At 52.1% G+C, this 22,987-nt stretch carries 21 protein-coding genes; 14 read left to right on the forward strand and 7 right to left on the reverse strand.

Translation table 11 applies throughout. The annotated features are described in order from the left end of the window. Positions 1–40 precede the first annotated feature (40 nt). Complete coding sequence (locus AC6RNO_RS19090; RefSeq protein ID WP_497106382.1) at positions 41–1,756, forward strand: ATP-binding protein; 1,716 nt, start codon at positions 41–43, stop codon at positions 1,754–1,756. 55 nt (positions 1,757–1,811) lie between these two features. Continuing rightward, positions 1,812–2,723 (forward strand): hypothetical protein, encoded by a 912-nt coding sequence (locus AC6RNO_RS19095; RefSeq protein WP_497106383.1) that lies wholly within the window; start codon positions 1,812–1,814, stop codon positions 2,721–2,723. A gap of 206 nt (positions 2,724–2,929) precedes the next feature. Here the strand turns inward: AC6RNO_RS19095 and AC6RNO_RS19100 are convergent, their stop codons facing one another. The 5 genes from AC6RNO_RS19100 to AC6RNO_RS19120 form a co-directional block, all read right to left on the reverse strand. Continuing rightward, positions 2,930–3,943 (reverse strand): alpha/beta fold hydrolase, encoded by a 1,014-nt coding sequence (locus tag AC6RNO_RS19100; RefSeq protein ID WP_497106384.1) that lies wholly within the window; start codon positions 3,941–3,943, stop codon positions 2,930–2,932. 236 nt (positions 3,944–4,179) lie between these two features. Beyond that, positions 4,180–5,199 (reverse strand): alpha/beta fold hydrolase, encoded by a 1,020-nt coding sequence (locus tag AC6RNO_RS19105; RefSeq protein ID WP_497106385.1) that lies wholly within the window; start codon positions 5,197–5,199, stop codon positions 4,180–4,182. Positions 5,200–5,258: 59 nt separating this feature from the next. Then, positions 5,259–5,636 carry a hypothetical protein gene (locus tag AC6RNO_RS19110; RefSeq protein WP_497106386.1) on the reverse strand — a complete coding sequence of 126 codons (378 nt, stop codon included), beginning with the start codon at positions 5,634–5,636 and terminating at the stop codon, positions 5,259–5,261. Then, on the reverse strand, positions 5,633–6,262 hold the full coding sequence (locus tag AC6RNO_RS19115) for a helix-turn-helix transcriptional regulator (protein WP_497106387.1): 630 nt from the start codon (positions 6,260–6,262) through the stop codon (positions 5,633–5,635). Before AC6RNO_RS19115 ends, AC6RNO_RS19110 begins: the two co-directional genes overlap by 4 nt. A 489-nt stretch (positions 6,263–6,751) precedes the next feature. Further along, entirely contained in the window at positions 6,752–7,219 is a 468-nt protein-coding gene (locus tag AC6RNO_RS19120; protein ID WP_497106388.1) for a hypothetical protein, read from the reverse strand. Positions 7,220–7,715: 496 nt separating this feature from the next. Here AC6RNO_RS19120 and AC6RNO_RS19125 point away from each other — a divergent pair, with 496 nt between their 5' ends. Together AC6RNO_RS19125 and AC6RNO_RS19130 are read left to right on the forward strand one after the other, a co-directional pair. Next, positions 7,716–8,459 (forward strand): IclR family transcriptional regulator, encoded by a 744-nt coding sequence (locus tag AC6RNO_RS19125; protein WP_474685319.1) that lies wholly within the window; start codon positions 7,716–7,718, stop codon positions 8,457–8,459. A gap of 237 nt (positions 8,460–8,696) precedes the next feature. Beyond that, positions 8,697–9,608 (forward strand): cation diffusion facilitator family transporter, encoded by a 912-nt coding sequence (locus tag AC6RNO_RS19130; RefSeq protein WP_474685318.1) that lies wholly within the window; start codon positions 8,697–8,699, stop codon positions 9,606–9,608. A gap of 135 nt (positions 9,609–9,743) precedes the next feature. On the opposite strand, the gene acnA is transcribed toward AC6RNO_RS19130, so the two are convergent. Further along, positions 9,744–12,458, reverse strand: coding sequence for an aconitate hydratase AcnA (gene acnA / locus AC6RNO_RS19135; protein WP_474685317.1), 2,715 nt, complete (start codon positions 12,456–12,458; stop codon positions 9,744–9,746). A 218-nt stretch (positions 12,459–12,676) separates the two neighbouring features. Here acnA and AC6RNO_RS19140 point away from each other — a divergent pair, with 218 nt between their 5' ends. The 6 genes from AC6RNO_RS19140 to fabI all read left to right on the forward strand — a co-directional run bounded on the left by AC6RNO_RS19140 (position 12,677) and on the right by fabI (position 17,945). Further along, positions 12,677–13,690, forward strand: coding sequence for an amidase domain-containing protein (locus AC6RNO_RS19140; RefSeq protein ID WP_488436817.1), 1,014 nt, complete (start codon positions 12,677–12,679; stop codon positions 13,688–13,690). A 37-nt stretch (positions 13,691–13,727) separates the two neighbouring features. Further along, complete coding sequence (locus AC6RNO_RS19145) at positions 13,728–14,885, forward strand: D-alanine--D-alanine ligase (RefSeq protein WP_474685315.1); 1,158 nt, start codon at positions 13,728–13,730, stop codon at positions 14,883–14,885. Between the two features lie 8 nt (positions 14,886–14,893). Then, positions 14,894–15,214 (forward strand): hypothetical protein, encoded by a 321-nt coding sequence (locus AC6RNO_RS19150; protein ID WP_497106389.1) that lies wholly within the window; start codon positions 14,894–14,896, stop codon positions 15,212–15,214. Positions 15,215–15,558: 344 nt separating this feature from the next. Next, positions 15,559–15,879: a hypothetical protein gene (locus AC6RNO_RS19155; RefSeq protein WP_474685313.1), complete on the forward strand. Its 321-nt coding sequence runs from the start codon at positions 15,559–15,561 to the stop codon at positions 15,877–15,879. Positions 15,880–15,984: 105 nt separating this feature from the next. Further along, positions 15,985–16,977 (forward strand): UV DNA damage repair endonuclease UvsE, encoded by a 993-nt coding sequence (uvsE, locus tag AC6RNO_RS19160; RefSeq protein ID WP_488436815.1) that lies wholly within the window; start codon positions 15,985–15,987, stop codon positions 16,975–16,977. 197 nt (positions 16,978–17,174) lie between these two features. Further along, complete coding sequence (fabI, locus tag AC6RNO_RS19165; protein WP_497106390.1) at positions 17,175–17,945, forward strand: enoyl-ACP reductase FabI; 771 nt, start codon at positions 17,175–17,177, stop codon at positions 17,943–17,945. A gap of 334 nt (positions 17,946–18,279) precedes the next feature. Here fabI and AC6RNO_RS19170 read toward each other — a convergent pair whose 3' ends face one another. After that, positions 18,280–18,645, reverse strand: coding sequence for a hypothetical protein (locus AC6RNO_RS19170; protein ID WP_497106391.1), 366 nt, complete (start codon positions 18,643–18,645; stop codon positions 18,280–18,282). 249 nt (positions 18,646–18,894) lie between these two features. On the opposite strand from AC6RNO_RS19170, the gene AC6RNO_RS19175 reads away from it, so the two are divergent. The 4 genes from AC6RNO_RS19175 to AC6RNO_RS19190 all read left to right on the forward strand — a co-directional run bounded on the left by AC6RNO_RS19175 (position 18,895) and on the right by AC6RNO_RS19190 (position 22,972). Next, positions 18,895–19,755 (forward strand): inositol monophosphatase family protein, encoded by an 861-nt coding sequence (locus AC6RNO_RS19175; RefSeq protein ID WP_474685310.1) that lies wholly within the window; start codon positions 18,895–18,897, stop codon positions 19,753–19,755. A gap of 713 nt (positions 19,756–20,468) precedes the next feature. Beyond that, positions 20,469–20,852 carry a hypothetical protein gene (locus AC6RNO_RS19180; RefSeq protein ID WP_497106392.1) on the forward strand — a complete coding sequence of 128 codons (384 nt, stop codon included), beginning with the start codon at positions 20,469–20,471 and terminating at the stop codon, positions 20,850–20,852. Between the two features lie 455 nt (positions 20,853–21,307). Further along, positions 21,308–22,279, forward strand: a complete 972-nt coding sequence (locus AC6RNO_RS19185) for a PfkB family carbohydrate kinase (RefSeq protein ID WP_497106393.1) — start codon at positions 21,308–21,310, stop codon at positions 22,277–22,279. Between the two features lie 30 nt (positions 22,280–22,309). Further along, a complete protein-coding gene (locus AC6RNO_RS19190) occupies positions 22,310–22,972 on the forward strand; it encodes a bifunctional 2-keto-4-hydroxyglutarate aldolase/2-keto-3-deoxy-6-phosphogluconate aldolase (RefSeq protein ID WP_474685307.1) in 663 nt (220 codons plus the stop codon). Positions 22,973–22,987 lie beyond the last annotated feature (15 nt).

A 22,987-nucleotide genomic window follows, 5' to 3' on the forward strand; every position in this document is an offset into this window, starting at 1 on the left:
GGTACTTTTTAACAAACTAAAGTGGGAGGATGGCCTGCCTTTGAAGAAAACTAGATTAATCGCGATAACCCTGGCTTTAGTTGGCATTTTCGCTATAAATATTACTTATTATTCGACTACTAAAAATACCTTAATACAAGAACAACAAGATAAAATAACAACTATGGTTAATAGCATTACCATATCGATACATAATTCTAATATTGGGGAGCAACTATTTGAGGATATGCTAGGCCTTAACCTTAGAACAGCATCAATAGCTGTACAATACGCACTTCCCCCAGATATTGAGAAAGTCGGCAATAACAAACTTATTGAAATAAAAAATAAATTAATGGTTGATGGTATCACTTTATTAAAGAAAAAAGATGATGATATTATTGGCTATAAATCAACAGACCCAAAAGAAATTGGCATGAGTACAAGGGGGTGGACAAATGGTTGGTTTGATGCCTTTAATCAATTATTGAATGAGCATGAGGCTAAAATTGGCGGATCATTAACATTCGGGCAGTTTCTACCCAATTATTGGAGCGGGCCTTTTGATACATCTTCAACGAACAGAATTAATATAGATAAATGGGGTTATTACAATGATGGAGATACAAATTACTTAATAGATCCTTATGTTCACGATACACATTTTTTGGAATATAAAAAAGCCACCGGCGTAGAAACAACAATCTCTGAAATGATTAAAAAAAATAATTGGCTTATCGAAATTGGAGTCTTAAATCCCGTTGTTATTGGAGGACTCATTAATCAAGATCCCGAGAAACCAAATTGGTACCAAGAAAGAAAGATATTATTCGGAAGTTACTCGTACCCAGACGAAAACGTGATAAATATAGCTTTAGACGGAATGAAGTACGGAAAAACAGTCAGTACCTTTGGACAAGTTAATGATAAAGATATCATGAGGACATATGTTCCAATAAAAAATGTCACTTTAGGTGCATATCATACGGATTTACTCTTGTGCATAGTTTCTGATTACAAAAGTATTCGACAATCATTATACAAGCAACAAATGAAATTATTCCTTATTACCTCATTAGTTACATTAATAGCTCTGATTATTTTTGTAACAATATTTCGAATTACAAACCGATCCAAGGAGGAAGCTCTTTTAAGCGCTCAAGGTATATATACAGGTAACATTCTTGGCCTTTTTAATGCAATTAAGGAACAAAGGCATGATTTCAATAATCACGTAAGTACAATTCACTCCTTGATCGAGCTTGGAAAATATGATGAATTGAAGAGTTATACAGAAGAAATTATTGGCGAAACGGTGGCGCTAAACGATATAATCATGATAGACAATCCAGCACTTTGTGCTCTAGTTCAAGCAAAGGCAGCCCTAGCGGTTGATAAAAAGATCATATTCGAACATGAACTTGCCAATATGAGAGACCTAAGTGAAAGCACAGTAAAAGCCACTGATGTAGTTAAAATAATTAGTAATCTACTGGACAATGCCTTTGATGCAACAATTATGTCTAAAGAAAAGAAGGTAATACTTACTGGTTCCATAGTAAATGGTCGGCTTAAAATTAGCGTATTTAATACTGGCGAGCCAATCCCTGTAGAAATCAGCGAGAAAATTTTCGAATCAGGCTTTTCAACAAAAGGAGACGGGAATTTTGGATTGGGGTTAGCTATTGTAACTAAACTAGTAAAAAAATATCAAGGAACTATACAGCTCTTAACTACAAATGAAGGTAATGAATTTAATTTGCATATAGTATTATGAGTTTGATTTATATTTCAATTTACAAATCAGTGAATATTATTCTCTGGAGGAACTTATGAAAAGAAGGAATATATACTTGGATTATAGCTCCATTTCTTTACGATTAGACGTGTTATCAGAAGAGATAAAAAAAGATCGACATGATGCAATAGTAATTCTATTGAGAGGTGGATCGTTTCCTGGTATGCATATGGCATTTCTCACAGGCTTGCCGTATTACTTTATCCAATATGATCGTGCTAACAGTGCTGTCGTGCCATTAGGAAATTTACCTCCCGTTAATTCACGCATCTTAATTTGCGAGGATTTTGCGGGCAGTGGAAAGACATTAATTGATAGTAAAAAATACCTGATTGAGGCAGGTTATTTTTGTTCGACGCTTGTTGTATGTAAGGATCTCATTTCTGCGTCGGAACCAGATTATTTTTGTTTTCAATTAAATGAGAAAGATGCAAGATTTATTTTGCCTTGGGAACGCCACGTGGTCAACACAAACGGAATTCTACGGAGTCCAGGTCTTGCTGATCACGATTATGAACATACTGCATGGGATATGGATGGGGTTTTTTTGGAGGACGTCGACTCAGTTCATTATAGAGAGAGCTTGGAGAAAGCGTTGGCTCTAAGAGATACCTTTGAACTCTCGCCATTTGTACCAAGAGTATCATCTGGCGATATAATTATCACGGGGCGTCCGGAAGTCGATCGTGAAAGAACTATTAACTGGTTGCAAAAGCGCCAAATAAATATACCTGTAGTATTTCGGGACGATGGCATTGATGTCCCCGATGCTGAGAGTACTGCAAGATGGAAAGGACTGCGAACACTTGAACTCGGATTTACCCACTATGTCGAGAGCGATGCGAGGCAAGCTGCTAATATCGCGGCACTTTACCCAGAACTAAGGGTAACGTGGTGGAATGAAGGAAAGCCGATACAATTGCAAGCTGCAAGTGTAAAAAAATGAGTGCTTTATATTTTTTTTTCAAGATAGCGCTTATTTTTTCATCGTCTTAAAAATTCGATACATGCTAATCCTCCTGAAATTATGCTATGGTAAATACTTACCATTTAAAAACGATAGCAGCAAGTCGAGCATGTAAGATAATCAACGGATCATGTGACATTGAAAATGTTTGTGGCAAAAAAATTGACCCCATCAGGGGCCGAGGTTTATAGGGAGGAGGAAATACCGGAATCAACAGGCGCGGGATTGGAAAGTCCCCGCAAAAAGCCGAGCGTTCTGCTCAAATAAGTTTGGGGCTCGGCACGATAGAGCAGCTCATGCTGCGCATTTTGCAAAATCCACAGCTTCGTCTTCGAGTGGTCGGTTTGCTTCGCGTACATGTCCTCGATCAGGTCATAAGGCGCCTTGCTGTCGTCGGTTCCGTGAATGAAGAAGATCGGCATGTCGTATGAAGTGCTTGTGACCTTGTTGTAAGGCACTTCCTTAAGGCTTACCCCGTTAAGCAGCGGAAAAAACAAGCGGACGAGCGGCAGCGAAGGGAACCTGGGAAGGTTGACGTACTGTTTCATATTGTGGTACAGCGTATCGGGGTTCAGCAGGAAGGTGCTGTCCAGAATCATGCCGGATATGTCGCCGCCGCTTTGCAGAGCGGCTTGCAGTGCAGTTCCGGCGCCCATGGAGAAGCCCCAAATATAAATCTGCCCGCCGGACAGCTGTTTGATATAGTCGATGGCTCCCAGCAGCTCTTGCGATTCTTGAATGCCGCCGGTCATAACGCGGCTGTTGCCCGGTTGGACATAACCGTAATCGAACATCAAAACGTTGTATTGCTGCTTATGCAGCTCGCGGGCTAACGTGTAGATCGGAACCCATAGTTCTTCGCGGTTGCCTCCGTAGCCGTGCGAGAAAATAACGGTTCTATCCGAATTGCCGGGAATAAGCCAGCCTTCAAGCGTAGAGGAGCCGTTGCGGCTAGGAAAGCTCACGTTCGAGTAGTGCAGGCCGACAGCCTGCATTGGATTGGAGTGCAGCGGATCGATGTGCGGCCGTGCCAAAGTCCAGGCGATATAAGCGTGGAAAGAGAGCAATAAGCTCATGCAGAGCAGCAAAAATGAAATCAGGATGGTCGTAATCAGCCGTTTTTTGCGCAGGAGCGGTATTGTAGCCGCCTGCTCCAAAGGAGGGTGAAGAGATCCGGGTGTTACAGAAGTAGTAGACATGAAGCGTCCCTCCTTGCATGAAAAATATTCGATTTTACAAAATATTCTGATAAGTACCTCTTTAATTTAATGTTAATCTGTATGCGCTTACAAGTCAATCCGCGCACGGAATTTGTAAGCCTGCTGTAACGATCCTGTAATAATGGAACCTTCCGAACGGGGAGGGAGAGGAGTATTGGCTCGGGCAGAAAAAAACCTCCACAACCACCGTAAAAGGGTGGAAATGGAGGCTCGTATCAATGCGCCGACGCTTGTAAAATCCAAGGGCCCATCAGCTTGGCGGTATCGTTCAAAATCGTCAAATGTTTCTCGCCGGGCACGATTTCCGTCGATGATTGCCGGCTTACCTGCGTTGCCAGACCGGCGAATGCAGCTACTTTTTGCGGATCCATGATTTCATCCTCAGCCCCGACCCATAACCCGAAAGGCTTGCCGATTCGGGCAACTTCCTGCGACGGCTTCGAAGGATTGAGCGCCAGCGCCATATTGACGCTGTTGTACTGAACGAGCCCGATGCTCGACTTCAATTGTTCCTCCGAGTAGTTGTACCGGACACCGACGGCATGCCCTTTGAGCAGCCCACCGGTCAGAGCGTTGGCTACGAACGCTTTGACGCATACGGTCGCGAAATTCCCGTTGCCCTCTTTCATGGTGTTGGATTTCGGACCGAAATCCGGCGAGACGAACAAATAGCCGTTCACGGATTCGGGATGCGGCGAATTGATATAATTGACCACTAACCCCGCTCCCGCGGAATGCCCGCCCAAAAATACAGGCACGGAGGGAAATTGGCGGTGCGCAGCGTCAATGATGCTTGTGACATCATCGTACACCTGCTGGACGCTTGGCGCGTCTCCCCGGGGACCTTCGGACAAGCCATGACCTCTAATGTCCGGCAAATACGTGGCAATTCCGAAATTTTGACTCAGCTCTTCCCCTATTGGCTGATAGCCTGCTCCGCTATTCGCGCCCGAACCGTGATAGAAAATGACAACAGCTTTCGGGTTTGTGGGAACGTACGCCCGGTAAGCCAGACGAATATGATCATTTGCGTCCGCATATTGCACATGATCCGCAGCGGACGGCTTCCCGCCGTTCGAGTCCGACTGGCCGAGACCGCTTGTCGACACGCCGGAAACTACGTTTTCGGGAAACGTACAGGAAGAGAGAGGGGTAGCCGCGTAAGTGATTGTGGCGATCGAGACGATAACTATAATAGCAAGGATGATTAGCAGCAGTCGCTTGATCAGTTTCATCGTTGCAGCAACTCCTCCCCGCCGTGGCTTGGGTTCTGCGCACGGCGATTGTCAAATTGTTATCTTAAGCCAAACCAATTTTTTGCTTCGGAGCCGCTTAGTCTCCAAATAACGAGCACCGGCAAAATAACACCCAGCAAAAAACCGATACTCTGCCAGACGGCAAACTCAATTAACCGCAGCACGATCATCACGATAGAGAGCGAGACGGCAAAACTGCGCCGGGACGCGTGGGGTTCGCTAAGACGGGCTCCGACCCATATTGAGGCGGCGCCGACGACGATCATGGCCAGGCACAGCATTTTTTTAACCGCTCCTTCGCTGCCTAGCGAATAGATGCCGTTCACAATGTTCACAGCCGCCGCCAAGTACATCAAAACCTGGGCGAACGTGACTGCCGCCGGTTTTTTGGCGCTGGCCTGCATTCCGTTTGTCATACGGATTCCTCCTTGCCGTTAACAGATTCCCCGAGCAGCGATGCCTCGGCTTGGTCGCACCAATCCAGGACCGCTTCCGCGAACCCGATTCCATAGCGCTGCAGCAGCAGCGGTCCTGCGAGGGAGGAGTCTTCCTTCGGACTTTCCCACGTGCTTCCCGGCTGGGTTCCTTTAATTGCGTTCAAAAACCAGGTGAAACTTTCCCGTCTTTCCCGGATCAAATGCAGCAGCAGCTCCGGCCCTTCCTGGGCGGCAAATAAAAATTTGACCAGATTCTCATCGCGAATCTGCAAATGGGCGGACGGGCTGACAAGCCATTTGCGGAGAGCTTCTCGGCCCGTGCCCGTCAACTGCCACCGCTGGCGCGACCTGGGGCCCTCGACGCCGTTGGGCGATTCGATCAGCCCCAGATCCTCAAGTATTTTCAGCTGGGGATACAGCTGCCCGTCACTGATGCCCCAGAAAAAGCGAACCGATCGTTTCGCGGCCTCGCGAATTTCGTAACCGCTTCGCGGCTGCAAAGAAAGAAAACCCAATATCGTCCATGCAGTCGAGGTAAGTTCGAAATTATCCGCAGCCGGCCGCGCCGATGCTGAATCCGGCTCCGTTATGTCGTTATTTTTCATAAAAGTTCACCCGGCTTTTGTTTAATGTCTCTTCAAGAGATATCATCTCACTGCGGATTATCTTTTGTCAAGCCTCCGGAATTTGCGCTAAGCAGCCAAAATTCGGTAATCGCCAAGGAGCCCGACTACAGCGCCAAGAGCCTGGCTATAGCACCAAGGAGCTTGGCTACAACGGCAAGGAGCTTGACTAAGTACCAAGGAGCCTGACTGCAGCGCCAAGGAGCCTGACTACAGCGCCAAGAGCCTGGCTACATTGCCAAGGAGCTTGGCTACATTGCCAAGGGCCTGACTACAGGAAATATGCTGCACCTGACCGTGAAATTTATACATATTTTAGGGACTGAGAGGCCGTGGACCACTGTGCGCTAAAATTGCTGGCGTCACCTAGGAAACCCGCAAAGTCAGTGTGCTCGAGAAAATCGCGGCACTCTGTTTAAGGTAGCCAGAAGAAGAAGAAGGCAATTTCGGGTGAGGCCGTTCGTGAAGGTGCTAAGCGATCATAGCAGCGCGAACCTGCGAAAGCGAGAGTGTTGAAAAAAAACAGCCAGGGAGGCAAATCTGCTTATCAACTCGGGGAAAACCTGCGAAGATGTGCAGGACGCGGCGGGGAAATCCATGGGACTTTCTCAACAGCTTGGATTGTGGAGGAATTTTCGATAAAACAAGCTGAAGCATGAGTGTGGGTTTCGGGTTGCGCAGACCCCCCACGTCAGAGCCGGGCGGACCATCTGTCCAGCCCCTCCCATGCCAAAGCCGGCCGCACCATTTGCCTGGTTGCGCGAAGAAAACCTGCAAAAGTACAGTTTTTGCTCGATAGATGCGCTGACCAGGATAAATTCCTGCAAATGTGCAGGCTTTTCGCCGCGAATAGGGGCTCAGATTCATTTTTATCGAAAATTCCTGCACAATTGCAGGCTTCTTGCCAAAATGAACTACTTTTGCGGAAAAAACCTGCACTTTTGCAGGTTTTCCCCAACCAATCGTCTTGTGCCCCCTACCTCAGAGCCGCAACCCGTGCAGGAGATGAGTATGTTGGGGAAGAAGGCCGTCCCTCTGGTTACTCAATCCCGTCGTTTTATCAACCATCTGATTTCTACAGGTTTTCTACGTGCCTAAGTGGACGTGCCGTCTCCCAGCAAGCGAGTTTTTCAATAGGCGGGCTTTCGCGGCTTGCTACCCGGCGGCACCCGGGCTGGCAAGCCGCTTCACAAACAAACAGCCCGCGCAGGGCTTCGAGTGGGCAATGAACTTGTCGGAGCCAGCCGTTTAAATCGATGTTTTCAACGGGACGAGAATGTTTGCAAAACGGCCGTGGAAGTGCCGAATATGGCTGTTGTGGAGCTGCTCGGCGGTCTGTTAACAATGGTTGCGTATATGCGGCTGTTATTGGTATACTAGAAGGAACTCAGTTTCATATGGTGAAACAACCTTGCTATGAGAGCGGTGTTTAGTAATGGAAGATGGCAAGCTGACAGTTCGCGCCGTTGAGCGCGCTTTAGATATTTTGCTTTGTTTTACGGGGGCGTCCGAATTAACGCTGACCGAAATCGCCAGCCGGGTAGAACTGCACAAAAGCACCGTGCACCGCCTGTTGGCTTCGTTGGAAGGCAAGGGCTTCATTATGCGCGATGCCGCGACGGATAAATACCGGCTCGGCTACCGTCTCTGGGAGCTGTCCGCGAATTTGTCGCAGGACGGCGACCCCGGCCTCATTCTGCTGCCGGAGATGGAGCAGCTGCGCGCCCAGCTCGGCGAGACGATCTCGCTGTACGTGCAGGACGGCCTCGAGCGCGTGCGCATCCAGGCCGTGCAGAGCAACCACGCCATTCGCCGCGTTGCCCCTGTCGGGGCGCGAATGCCGCTTTACGTCGGCGCCTCGAGCAAGGTGCTCGTCGCCTTTGCCGAGCCTGCGCTGCAGGAGCGCCTGTTGTCCTCGGCCGATTGGCCGGCCGGGCTGGACAAGGCTGCGTTCCGGCAGCAGCTCGGCGAAACAAGACGGCTCGGCTACGCCACGAGCGTCGAAGAGCGCGAACCCGGTGCGGCGGCAGTGTCCGCACCGATTCTTGACCGCGGGGGGCGCCTTGTCGCCGCCCTCGCGGTGTCCGGCCCAGCGAACAGGCTCACGCTGGAGCTGATGCAAGAGCAGGCGCCGCTGATCATGGAAGCGGCGCGGCATATGGGTACGATGCTGCGCTAGGAGCCTATCCGACGGAGTTGCTTTTGTGCATACCGGGTGACTAATGACTGAATACATTACCGCTCACGCCGCATAATTGCTGTCATTTTGCATATTGTGTTTCATCGGACAGACTCGCAGGAGCCTGTCCGGCGGAGTTGGCGGTCAATCGTCGGCATTCCCTCATCCGAAGGCGGGATGAGGGATGTTTTGCTTCCGGCGGGCCATACTAGAAGATGGAAGGGAGTGGCTTCACCGATGCGCAATACGGCATCCATGCTGGCGATCTGGATCAGCCTGGCGAGCAACATCGTGCTGACCGCCATCAAAATCGTCGTCGGCATCCTATTCAAAAGCCAGGTGCTGATCGCCGACGGTATCCATAACGCGGGAGACGTTATTGCTTCGGCCACCGCGTACAGCTCCATGCGCGTGTCGAACAAACCGGCCGATGAAGATCACCCTTACGGGCACGGCAAGGCGGAGGTGCTGGGGGCTTTTATCGTGGCGATTATTTTGGGCGGCGCGGCTCTGTACATGGGCTATCACTCCATTCGGGCGCTGTTCGAAACGCCGGAGCAGGCGCACGTTATCGCTTTTGCAGCCGCAGTGGTCTCCTTGATCTGGAAACAGCTCTTATACATGTATACCATACGCGTCGGGCGTCAAACGAACAGCAAAGGCCTGATCGCCACGGCTTACGACCATCTTGCGGATGTGTATGCTTCCATAGCCGCTTCCGTGGGGATTGGGCTGGCGCTGCTCGGAGACCGTTTCGATATTCGGCTGCTCAGCTACGGAGATCCCGTCGCAGGGATGATCGTCTCGTTCCTGGTACTGAAATTGGCCTATGAAATGGGCAGCGAATCGTTCGACGTGCTGATGGAGCGAAGCGTGAGCGCGAAGCAAATTGAGCAGTACGCCACGCTGATCCGCTCTGTACCGGAGGTACGAAGAATCGATCGCCTGCGTGCGCGGGAGCACGGCCATTACATATTGGTAGACGCCCGGATCGGCGTTTCGGGGAATCTGACGATCCAGGAAGGGCACGATATCAGCCGTTTGATCAAAAAGAAAATACAGGACGCGCATGCGGACGTAGACGAGGTGCTTGTGCATCTGAACCCATGGTACGAAGACGAATCCACGGCTCCTCGTCCGGCTAAATAGGAGTCTGTCCGACGGATATTTTGCATAAATATACCTTCCACTGAGTTCATCGGACAGACTCCCAGCGCCGGCCTGAACACAAAAAAATCCGGGTTTGCCAAAACGGCAATCCCGGATTTTTTGCGTGTCGAACGATTATTTCTTTTCAGCGATAATTTGACGGAGAACGGTTTGCAGAATACCGCCGTTGCGGTAGTAGTCTACGTCAACCATGCTGTCCAGACGCACGAGGGCGTCGAATGCGAATGTAGAGCCGTCTTCGCGGGTAGCTGTCACTTTTACAGTGGAGCCCGGTTGAACGTCGTTGCTGAGGCCCGTGATGTCGAATGTTTCACGGCCTGTGATGCCGAGAGACTTCCAGCTTTCGCCGTTCACGAATTGGAGAGGCAGTACGCCCATGCCGACCAGGTTACTGCGGTGAATACGCTCGAAGCTTTCTGCGATAACGGCTTTTACGCCGAGCAGGAACGTACCTTTGGCCGCCCAGTCACGGGAGCTGCCTGTACCGTACTCTTTACCGGCGATAACGACAAGGTTCGTGCCGGCATCTTGGTATTTCATGGAAGCGTCATAGATGGATTCAACTTCGCCGGTTGGCAGGTAAGTCGTTACGCCGCCCTCAGTTCCCGGCGCCACTTGGTTGCGAATACGGATGTTTGCGAACGTTCCGCGCATCATCACTTCGTGGTTGCCGCGGCGGGAGCCGTAGGAGTTGAAGTCTTCTTTTTTCACGCCGTGCTCGATCAGATATTTGCCTCCAGGGCTGTCAACTTTGATGTTGCCGGCAGGGGAGATATGGTCCGTTGTTACGGAATCGCCCATGAGTGCCAAAGTTTTCGCGCCGCGGATATCGGCGATATCATCAAGAACCGTACCCAGATCCGTAAAGAACGGAGGCTCTTGAATGTACGTGGAGTTGGTATCGAACTCGTACAGATCGCCTTCCGGAACCGCGATTTGGTTGAAGCGCTCGTTCGCGCGGAATACGTTGTTGTATTTGTCGCGGAACATGTCTGCATTCAGAGCGGTGCTCAGCGCTTCTTGAATCTCTTGGTTTGTAGGCCAGATATCTTTCAGGTATACGGGTTTGTCGTTTTGGTCGTAACCGATAGGATCTTTTGCCAAGTCGATGTTTACTGTTCCTGCAAGCGCATAGGCAACTACAAGCGGCGGAGAAGCCAGGTAGTTCGCTTTTACTTGAGCGTGAACGCGGCCTTCGAAGTTACGGTTGCCGGAAAGCACGGCAGCTACCGTCATATCGTTGTCTGCGATCGCTTTGCTTACTTCATCCGGAAGCGGACCGGAGTTACCGATACAAGTTGCGCAGCCGTAGCCCGCAACATGGAAGCCGAGCGCTTCAAGAGACTCGAGCAAGCCTGCTTTGATCAGGTACTCGGTAACGACCAGGGAACCCGGAGTCAGGGAGCTTTTGACGTAAGCCGGTTTTTTCAGGCCGAGGGCAACGGCTTTCTTCGCCACAAGTCCTGCGCCAAGCATAACGCTAGGGTTGGATGTATTCGTACAGGAAGTGATCGCTGCGATAACGACTGCGCCCGTACCCATTTTTACCGTTTCGTTAGGGTAGGTTACATCGACGACTTCCGCGATTTTTTCTTCAGTCAGGCCGTATCCGCCTTTGTCGATCGGCGTACGGATGATGGAGTTGAAGGACTCCTTCATGTTCGTAAGCTCGATGCGGTCTTGAGGACGTTTAGGACCTGCCAAGCTTGGTACGACTTGGCTCAGATCAAGCTCGATGACGTCTGTGAACACAGGGTCAGGAGTAGCGTCCGTGCGGAACATGCCTTGCGCTTTATAGTAAGCTTCGACCAGCGCGATTTGCTCTTCTTCGCGGCCTGTGCCTCTCAGGTAGTTCAAAGTTTCGCTATCAACCGGGAAGAAACCGATTGTCGCGCCGTATTCAGGAGCCATGTTGGCAACTGTTGCGCGGTCAGCCAGGGAGATGTTGCTGAGGCCAGGGCCGTAGAATTCTACGAATTTGCCTACTACGCCTTTTTTGCGCAGCATTTGGGTAACGGTCAGCGCCAGGTCGGTTGCAGTTGCACCTTCAGCCAGGCTGCCTGTCAATTTGAAGCCGATAACTTCAGGTGCTACGAAGTAAAGAGGTTGTCCGAGCATGCCGGCTTCCGCCTCGATACCGCCGACGCCCCAGCCTACGACGCCAAGGCCGTTGATCATCGTTGTATGGGAGTCGGTACCTACGAGCGAGTCCGGATATACGACGGTTTCGCCGTCAACGGTTTTGGTCGCTGCAACGGATGCCAAATACTCCAGGTTAACCTGGTGAACGATACCGGTTGAAGGAGGCACGGCACGGAAATTGTCAAATGCGGTTTGTGCCCAGCGGAGGAATCGGTAGCGCTCTTCGTTTCTTTCGAATTCCAGGTTGATGTTCGTGTTCAAAGCGTCCGGAGATCCGAAAGCGTCAACCATGACGGAGTGGTCGATAACGAGGTCAACCGGTACAAGCGGGTTGATCCGTTTAGGGTCTCCGCCTTCACGGGCCATTGTCGCGCGCATTGCCGCAAGGTCAACGACGACAGGTACGCCTGTGAAGTCTTGAAGAACGATACGGGCAGGAATGAAAGGAATTTCTTTGTTTTCATCGCGGCCGTTAGCCCAGCCGGCAATTTGTTTGACGTGTTCGTTCGTGATCGCTCTGCCGTCGAATTGGCGTACAGCTGCTTCGAGCAGTACCTTAATGGAAAACGGCAAGTTGCCGATCGTGCCGTTGCCCTGATTTTCAAAGTCAGGCAAGCTGTAATACTGGAAAGTCTTGCTTCCGACGTTCAACTGCTTGCGTACGGAAAAAGAGTCCTTGTTAGACATGATGTTTCCTCCTCAATTAAACTTCATTCGTTTCATTAGATGAAACTGAATTTCATTATACCCTCTGTTTCAAGTATACCGTCTTACATTGTTCCCGTAAAGGATTATTTAGCACTATTTTGTAAAGTAACTCTTCGTTTATTCCATGTTTAAATCATTTTTCATCTAAAAAAAACATATATTGAATCAAATTCATGCTTGCTCGGAGGTACAAAGCCATGTCCTGGAAACCGGCGCTCTATAACTACGTTCACGCCAAAAATCAGGCGGAGCTGCGATGCTCGGCCGAATCGCTAACAGCTTTTGTCGCAGACAGCGCTTATATCGGGATGCAGGAGGCCAGATTGGGGCGGCTGTCCCGCAGCTATCAGGACCGCAACGCGGTTCCGCTGCGCAGTGAAACGAAGCTTCGCCTTACCCGCGTCAAAGAAACGGCGCACGGCGTCATCGCCGATATCGAGCTGCGCCGTCAGCTGCTTTACCGGATCGGCTCCGCCCGGCATACCGAACAGCGGATTGAAGCGGAACGAGTGCTGCTTGACCCGATCGCCGGAAAATGGCTTGTCAGAAGCGCGGAAATGCTCGGACACGAGAAATCCATGCCGGCGGGGCAGCCCGGAACTTTCTTTTCCGACCAGGTGGAAGAACCGGTCCTTACGAACCGTTCTCCGTCGCTCCCGTATCTCAACCATAGTATACTCAACAGCGGTGAAACCCTTCCAAGGAAAATCCGATACAATCGGGAAAAAGCGGTCGAATACGCGCAAACGTGGTGGAGTACGGCGAATCCGAAATATTTGGAATATGAAGTGGATTGTACGAATTATGTATCTCAGTGCCTCTTTGCAGGCGGGGCGCCGATGGACTATACTGGGAAAAGGGGAGCGGGCTGGTGGTACTCGGGAAAAAAGGGCTCCCAGGAGCTTTGGAGCTACAGTTGGGCTGTTGCCCACAGCCTGCAATCGTTCGTGCCGAACAGCCGACGGGGATTGCAAGGTGTTGCGGTGACCGATCCCACAGAGCTGAGACCCGGCGATATGATAAGCTACGATTGGGACGGCAACGGACGGTGTCAACACAACACGTTCGTCACGTCCATGGATGCCAACGGCATGCCGCTGGTCAATGCGCATACCTATAACAGCCGCGACCGTTATTGGGACTACCGGGATTCGCCGGCTTGGAACGAACGTACGCGTTACGTATTTGTTCGAATTGCCGATGACATGTAGTAGATTATGAAGTAGGAATACTAGACGGAGGTACGTAATGAACCGCAAAATACGAGTAGGGCTGATTTACGGTGGAAAATCGGGAGAGCATGATGTGTCTTTGCAAACCGCGCTCGCCGTTATGAAAGCGTTGGATTTCAATAAATATGAAATAACTCCATTCTATATATCGAAGCAGGGAGAATGGAAGAGCGGGGCTCAGCTTCAAGCCCCTCCGGCCAATGTGCAGGCGTTGACTTTCGGCCAATCCGCGGCCTCCTCCGGCGCCAAGGGCTCCAACGCGCTGGCCCCAATCTTCGGTTCGCTATCAGCCAAGGGCGAAGTCCACATTTCCGCAAAAAGCGCCGATAGTGCGGCACAGGCTCCGTCTGCGGGCCTTGATGTCGTATTTCCGCTGCTCCACGGCACCTTCGGCGAGGACGGCACGATTCAGGGAATGCTGGAAATAGCGAACATTCCGTACGTGGGGGCGGGCGTTCTTGCTTCCGCCGTAGGCATGGATAAAGTAATGATGAAAAAAGTGTTCGCGCAGGAGGGGCTGCCGCAGTGCGTGTTCCGCTATTTCACCCGTACGCAATGGGAAAAGGACCGGACCTATCATCTGCTGGAGCTCGAAACCGCGATCGGGTATCCGTGCTTCGTCAAGCCGGCTAATCTGGGTTCCAGCGTCGGCATCACCAAAGCGAGAAATCAGGAGGAGCTGATCAAAGCCGTTGCATTCGCTTTCCAATATGACCGCAAGGTGATCGTCGAGGAAAACATCGATGCGCGGGAAATCGAGGTCAGCGTGCTCGGCAACGAGGAGCCGCAGGCGTCCGTCCCGGGCGAGATCGTTTCTTCGAATGAATTTTACGATTACAAAGCAAAATACATTGACGGCAAATCCGCCATGATCATTCCTGCGGAAATTCCCCAGGAGACGGCGGACCAGCTTCGAGAACTGGCTATCCGCACTTTTCAGGCCGTGGATGGCAGCGGCTTGTCCCGCGTTGACTTTTTCCTCGGCAAAGCCGATAACAAAGTGTATGTCAACGAGATCAACACCATGCCGGGTTTCACCCCATTCAGCATGTACCCGCTATTATGGAAAGAATCCGGCAAGCCTTACGGCGAACTGCTGGACGATTTGATCCATTTGGCGATCGAGCGGCATCAAGCGAAGCAAGCGATTCAATATACTTTTGATGTGGAGTAGATGAAGCTATGGGATTTCAAACCGAGTTCAATTCCGTCTGCAAATTCAAATCCGGTCAGGAGCTCTACGAGCTGCTTGAGTACGGCCGCGGCAAAATGGTGAAAAGCGGGTTCCGGGTATTTCCCACCGGACAAAAGGTCATCGCCTACACGCCTGACAACCAGGCTATCGCGATCGTCAAAATCGTCGCTTCCATCGCCGAAATCAATTTCCAGGGCGAAGAAGTGACGCAGGTCGAGATGGAGCTGGTGCGCCGGCTGAGCGAAGAGGAAGCACGCATTCAAACGGCGCTGGCGCACGAAATGTTTTTTGGCGAGCAGCAGCAATAAAACGGCATGACGAAAATAACACCGCCCCTGCGCATGGGACTGACGGCAAACCGGATGGAGGGTACGATCCTCAACCCGGCTTGTCGGCAGGACTTTGCGAGAGGCGGTGTTTTTTCACCACATAAGAATGTTAAAGTTCTTTACAGCGCGAAGAACAGCATTCTTATTGGCGAATAAACCTACCTTTAAACGCGATCGCTCATCTTCGAAGGACTTCGATAGAGGTTTATCTCATAGTTTCAGAGGGGTTGGTCATGGTACTATGTGAAGTTAGTACTTACTCTCGCCGCGTCCGGGGACTACACTATTGGAATAGGCGAGTTTCGGGCAGGGAGTGGTGTACAGTGAAGGGGATGGATGTGCGAGGCGGCCGTTTTTCGGCATATTGGCTGTTTAATATCATTTTGGGGATTCCGGCTCCCTATGCGCTCATATGGATCATTTTGGGGTATTACGGCTTTATGTCTCCACCCGGGCAGGAGGAGCGGCTGGCGGCTTTGGGCGTGCTGGCGGCCTATTTGACGATCTGGTTTGCGGGAAATTATTTCTGTCTGCGCAAGGAAGATGCAGGCACCAGAATCGGCTTGCAGGCGCTCAGTCCTTTGATAATCGGAGCTTCCGCTTTTTTGAGCTACAGGTTCGTCGTGTTCGTCTCCTCCATGTAGCAGTGAGGGCATAGGCAGGGGGAAGGCTAAGGCGCCGCGCCGGCCGGGTATGTCCTTTTTATGGATAGGGAAACCTATGCCAAAAAGCACGGGAGGTACGCGCGCATGATCGTTCGCTTTGGGTACGTGGCTATGTCGACTGTGGTCGCAGGCGCTTCTCCGTCCAAGACAATGACGGTTTCGGGTTTCAGCAAGCTGGCGGACCGCGAGGCGGCTATTCGCAAACTGGAGCGGCTGGGCGCCGAAAATTTGCATAATTCGCTGCGGCTGCTGCGGCATAACCGCGCGCATGACATTATGGTGTACCGTTTTTCCTCCAGGCTGATCCCGCTGATCGGTCATGAGCTGCTGGCCGACTGGGATCCGATCCGGGTGCTGGCGGCCGAATTCAAAGAGACGGGGGATTACGTCAGGCGCCATGGGATGCGGGTCAGCTTCCACCCGGAACATTTTACGGTGCTGAGCACTCCCAAGGAGGATGTGCTGCGGAAGTCGGGAGCGGATCTGGAACGTCATAACGCGATGCTGAATGCGATGGGGCTCGGCCCCGAGGCCATGTGCAACATTCATGTCGGCGGCGCATACGGCGATAAGGAGACGGCGGGCGAGCGGTTTGCGCGGAATTTTGCGGCGCTGCGTCCTGAAGTCCGGCGGCGGATTACGCTGGAAAACGACGATAAAACGTTCACGGCCATGGAGACGCTGGAGCTCGCGGAACGGGTACAGGCGCCCATGGTGCTGGATATTCATCATCATGAAGTGAACAACAACGGGGAGGATGCCGCCGAGCTGTGGCCGAGAATATTGCGGACGTGGAGTTATGCAGACGCTTCCCGGTCCGATCCGGCTTCTGCCGCTATGCTGCCGCCGAAAATTCACGTTTCCAGCCCGAAAAGCGAGCATGATCCGCGAAGTCATGCCGATTATGTAGAAACGGAGCCGCTGCTCGCCTTCCTTAAAAAAATTGCGCCGATCACGCCCAGACTGGACGTTATGATCGAAGCCAAAATGAAGGACTCCGCCTTGTTTCGGCTAATGGACGATTTGCGGGAGCGAAGCGGCGTTTCCGTCGTCAATCAGGCTTCTATCGAGCTGTGAGTCTGTGAAGGTCGGTGCTTGCAGGGGAGGGGAGGCGCGCGCCTCTCCCGGTGCGCGTTGCGGCGCTGCACGGCGGGTGGTCGGACCCCATTCGGCGATCGGTGAGAATTGTCCTTGAAATGTTTGGAAAAATGGGGTACTTTGAAGATTGGGATACTCGAAGTACAAACCATTGGTGAGAGGGGTTTCTTGAAAAAATGAGTCAATTATTATCTGGCAAAAATATATTGGTCATGGGTGTCGCCAATGACCGCAGCATCGCCTGGGCAATCGCCCAATCTCTTGCTTCGCAAGGCGCAAAGCTCGCTTTTACCTATGAAAACGAACGCGTCGAGGAGCGCGTGCGCAAGCTTGCCGATACGATCCCGGGATCGATCCTGCTGCCGTGCAACGTCACCGTCGACGCCGAAATCGACACGCTTGCAAGCACCTTGAAAGAGCAGTTCGGCGTGCTTCACGGCTTTGTACATAGCATCGCGTTCGCGAGAACCGAAGAGCTGGAAGGTCTGTTCGTGGATACGTCCCGCGACGGCTTCGCCCTGGCGCACGACATCAGCGCCTACTCGCTTGTGGCTGTAGCCAAGCGCGTATATCCGCTGATGACCGAAGGCGGCAGCATCATGACGATGACCTACCTCGGCGCCGAGCGCGCGATGAAGAACTACAACGTCATGGGTGTTGCCAAAGCTGCGCTCGAAGCGAGCGTGCGTTATTTGGCGAACGACCTCGGACAGTACGGCATCCGCGTAAACGGCATTTCCGCCGGCCCGATCCGCACCCTGGCGGCCAAAGGCATCAAGGATTTCAACTCGATCCTCCGCCAAGTAGAGGAAAAAGCGCCGCTCCGCCGCACGACGGAAACAGCCGAAGTCGGGGATACGGCGATGTTCCTCATGAGCCACCTGTCCCGCGGAATTACCGGCGAAGTCATCTATGTGGATGGCGGCTACCATATCGTAGGCGTGTAAAAGCTCAATTCAAAAAATCCGTACTGCCTAACAGGCGTGCGGATTTTTTTCGTTCCAATCTCCCGCGGCGGCACGATGTGGAAGCATTCCCTGCCTGCAAAGACACCGCCGATACCGCCGGTAAGGTGCCGGAAAACCTGAGAAAGCCAGGCTGCCCAGAACCCGCCCGCCAGAGCTGATGCATCTACTTGGGAGCACAACGTGCTGAACACTAGTAAACGTCAGCCTGCGCACAAACCCGCCTACCAGAAGTCGGCGCATCTACTTTGGAACACAGTGTGCAGAAAACTTGCAAAAGTCAGGCTGCCCAGAACCCCACTCGCCGGAGCCGGTCTCATCTACTTGGGAACACAGCGTGCAGAAAACTTGCAAAGTCAGACAGCCCAGAACCCCGCCCGCCAGAGACGGTCTCACTATCTGCCTGGTTGCGCGAAGAAAGGTTGCAAATCAAACTGTCGAGATACCCGTACACACGATGGAAGAACCCACCTGGAAATGCGGAGAAAACCTGCAAAAGTACAGTTTTTGCCCGGTTGATCCGCTGACCACGACAAATTCCTGCAAATGTGCAGGCTTTTCGCCGCAAACATGGGCTCAGACTTGATTTCATCGAAAATTCCTGCACAATCGCAGGCTTTTCGCCAAAATGAACCATTTTTACGAAAAAAACCTGCACAATCGCAGGCTTTCTCCCCGCCAAGCCGCCTTTTCCTCTCGGGGGACGATGGACAACAAGCACCAAGCCGTGCGAAAAGGGGACGGTCGAATACGACAAAGTGATGCGCCGAGTAATCTTTTTATAAAAACAGGAATAATGGACAAAAATGTAATTATATATATTTATGTAAAAAATGCACAAATAAATTGGGATGAAACGCTCTAGTAATTTCTGCGTATAATTTACTATACTAAGTGTATCAAATTCATATTCAAGAAAGAGTTGATATAAATGGCAAGCGGAACCCAGGAGCCCTTTGTGGTGGGGAGCAAAAGCTTTACTGCAGTTGCAATTAACACGGCGGCCAAAGCCGGGGAATGGATCAAAAGCAAGCTGGGAGACATCAACCGGATCGATCAGAAATATACCCCGCATGACCTTGTGACGGAAGTGGATAAGGGTTCGGAGACGATGATTCGAAATCTTATTTTGACGCACTTTCCGCATCATTCGATTCTTGGCGAGGAGGGGGTTGAGCCCGGCCCTGCCGCTTCGGCAAAAGCGCTGGAGGAAGCCAGCGACGCGGAGTATTTGTGGATCGTAGATCCGATCGACGGTACGACGAACTTCGTTCACGGATTCCCGTTTTTCTCGGTATCGATTGCTCTCGCGCACAAAGGTGATGTCATCGTCGGCGTCGTTTACGACCCGATTCGCGACGAGTTGTTTGTCGCCGAAAAAGGTAAAGGCGCTTACAGGCATGGCAAAGTAACGGCCGTATCGCGGGAAACCAAGCTCGCGGATTCTTTGGTCGCAACCGGATTCCCGGCCGATCGGGACGGTGCGCTTCCCGTCAATATGAAAGGCGCCCAAGCCTTGGCGCCCAAAGTGAGAAACCTCCGCGTAGCGGGCTCGGCGGCGCTGCATATGGCTTACGTGGCCGCGGGCCGTTTGAGCGGATTTTGGGAGATTGGATTGAGCGCCTGGGATATGGCTGCGGGAGCTCTCCTGATCACGGAGTCGGGCGGCAAAGTTACGGATACGGCGGGCAGGCCGTACAGTCTGTCCGTGCGCAACGTGCTGGCTACGAACGGCAGCATCCACGAGGAGCTGCAGCAGGAACTCGCTCAAGCGGAAGCTACCGGCTTCTAGCATACGACCACACAAACTGTAATGAACCGTACAAGTCTTAAAACGTGAATCTAACGAACTGAGGCCCCCTTACTTCGAAATAAACTGCCCGTTTGAACGATGGGTGAGCCCGATAACGACGCTCAGGTTCGTTAAAACGCAGCTACGAAGAAATAAGGGCGAATAACGCTCGCCCAGTTCGTTATCGCCGGGAACCTACGGATCATAACGCAGACGAACCGGTTGTCCTGTATGAATGTTTTTTTTGAAACGTTCTGCTAGGGAGTCTGTCCGATGAACTCCAGTAGAAGGTGTGTGCATGCAAATGACGGCTTCTACGAAGCGTTAACGGCATATTTGCAGTCATGATTTACTGGGATATGCACAAAGTAACTCCGTCAGACAGACTCCTATTCACGAGGGAGTGTAACAACGAATGAACAAAAAACGAACGGCAGCCGGGGGACCGCGTGCGTCGCTCGTTTTTTTGTGCGCAGGTGCATGTGGCGCGGTAGCTGGAGCGGCGAATGGGTTTGTGCAGCAAGCGTTCAAAGTGCCTGAGAAGTCTTGATATTTTATTAGGAGGAACTGGGCGCGGTAGCTCTAATTTTTGATATGGGGCAAGGTACGTCCGGAGCAAAAGTGTTTCGTTTTGTCGTCTGAGACGTCACAGTCGTTCGTTATGCGGCATGGCGGTCAACAAAAGGGAAGGCCTGTAAAAACTCTTATGGCGCATGGATGTCACCCCACAGAATGAAAATATTCAGGTCTGCTGCTTTTTTGAATGGAACCGATTCGGTTGGAGGGAGAGCCTGCGACTATCAGAACTCTGCGCAGCAGCTGTAATTGCCGCAGATTCGCAGGAATATTTCTCCGCAAGTGCAGCAAGGAGCAAAAAATACGAGTTTCAGACTGTTGAAAAACTCGAACATTTGGGGGCGGCACATCTGTTTGGCGATGGGGAGGGGAGAACCAGCGCAGAAACCTGCATGCCAGAACCGGTCACACAATCTGCCTGGTTCCGTGAAGAAAACCTGCAAAAGTGCAGTTTTTTGCGCGTTGATTCGCTTGCAACTGAAAATTCCTGCAAATGTGCATCAATTTTGACGAATACTTGAGCTCAGGCTTATTTTTACCGGGAATTCCTGCACATTTGCAGGCTTTTCCTAAAAATGAACCGCAAACACAGAAAAAGCCTGCACTTTCGCAGGTTTTTGGCTCGTCAAGCCGCTTCGTGCGGTCGGTCGACCACAGAGAAGGTACGCCATGCGCCATGCCCCTCCTAACAGAGCGGCCCTTTCTCACAGGCACTCTGCTTCTGCAGGCGCTCACCGCATTGCCAACAAGCAGATGCGCAAGTTCCGGCGACCGGTTTTCGAAAAAACACGAATCCCTGACGCGCATTGTGCCGCCGACGCATGGCGGCGGTCAAACCCTTGCAGCCGTTCACAGCCCTTCAAACAGCTCTGGTATAAAGAGCCGGCATGCACTATAATATAAACTATATTAATAGTTTAAACGTTTCAATTAGCCGGCGCGCCCCGCTGCGCTCCGGTTAATGGATGGAGGTCGCATGACGAATCAGCAAATGCAGACGAACGCTCCGGAGATCGTCACTTTCGGGGAAACGATGGCGCTTATGATGCCTACGAACGGCAAAGGTTTGGAATATTCCTCCGAGCTGCACAGCTTGTTTGGCGGCGCGGAGAGCAACTTGGCGATCGGCGCGGCCCGGCTCGGAGCCAGGGTCGGCTGGTGCGGACGGCTTGGCAAAGACCCGCTGGGGCGGATGATCCTCAAAAAAATCCGCGGCGAAGGCGTCGACGTATCGCGTGCCGAGCTTACGGCGGAGGCGCCTACGGGGCTTATGATGCGCGAGGTGCTCATGGGCAAAACCTCCGTCTATTATTACCGCAAAAATTCGGCGGCCAGCCGCATGACGCCTCAGCATCTGGACGAGTCTTACATCGCTCAGGCGAAAATTTTGCATGTGACGGGCATAACGCCGGCTTTGAGCGAATCCTGCAAGCAGACCGCGGCCGAAGCGATTCGCATTGCGCGTAAGCACGGCGTCAAGGTCAGCTTCGACCCGAATCTCCGTCTGAAGCTGTGGAGCATCGATGAAGCGCGCGCAACGCTGCTGGAGCTTGCCCGGGAGGCCGATTATTTCTTGCCGGGGCTGGACGAGCTGAAGCTGCTTTACGAGACGGAGGATTGGAACGAAATCGTCCGCAGGCTGCGCGAATTGCCCGGCATTTCTATTGTAAAAGGCGGAGACGACGAGACTTATGTCGTCGACCGGGAGTCCGTGACCGCTGTGCCGTATTTCCGCGCGGAGCATCTGGTGGATACGGTCGGGGCGGGGGACGGATTTTGCGCCGGCTTCCTGGTCGGCGTGCTCAAGGGTTATGATTATCCCGAAGCGGTGCGCATCGGGAATTTGGTAGGCTCGCTCGTGGTACAGACCGAGGGCGATTGGGAAGGCGCTCCGACCTGGGAGCAGGTCGAGGCCGTGCTTAATGACGTTAAACATATTGAACGCTAAATGTTTATTCGCAGAAAGGTGTAGAATCCGATGAACAAAATCAGACTGATTCAGCAAATATCCGAGGAAGGCGTGGTCGCGGTGCTGCGCGGCGACACGCCTGACGAAGTCGTGGAAATGGCCGAGCAGGCCATTTCCGGCGGCATTAAGGTCATCGAAGTAACGATGACCGTGCCTTTTGCGCTGCGCGCCATCGAGGAGCTGGCGAAGCGCTACTCGAGCACAGCGCAGGACGCGGCGAAGCGCGCGGTCATCGGGGTCGGCACCGCACTCGACCCCGAGACGGCGCGAGCCGCGATTTTGAGCGGGGCCGAGTTCGTCGTCGGCCCCTCGCTGAACCCGCACACGGTTGCGCTATGCAACCGGTACCGGGTGCCCGTCATGCCGGGCTGCATGACGATCCAGGAAATCCAGACGGCGCTTGAGCTCGGCGTCGATATTGTAAAGCTGTTCCCCGGCAATCTCTACTCGCCGGGAATGATTAAGGCCATTAAAGGCCCGCTGCCGCAGGCCAACATCATGCCGACCGGCGGCGTATCGCTGAGCAACCTCGGCGAATGGGTGAAGGCAGGCGCGGTAGCGGTCGGCATCGGTTCCGATTTGACTAGTGAAGCGGTCAAATCCGGCGATTACAGCCTTGTGGCGAGAAAAGCCGCCCAATATATCGAGGCCTACCGGGCCGCCAAACAGTAGGATATGCACGCGCTC

The sequence above is a fragment of the Paenibacillus sp. sgz302190 genome, from assembly GCF_059820445.1.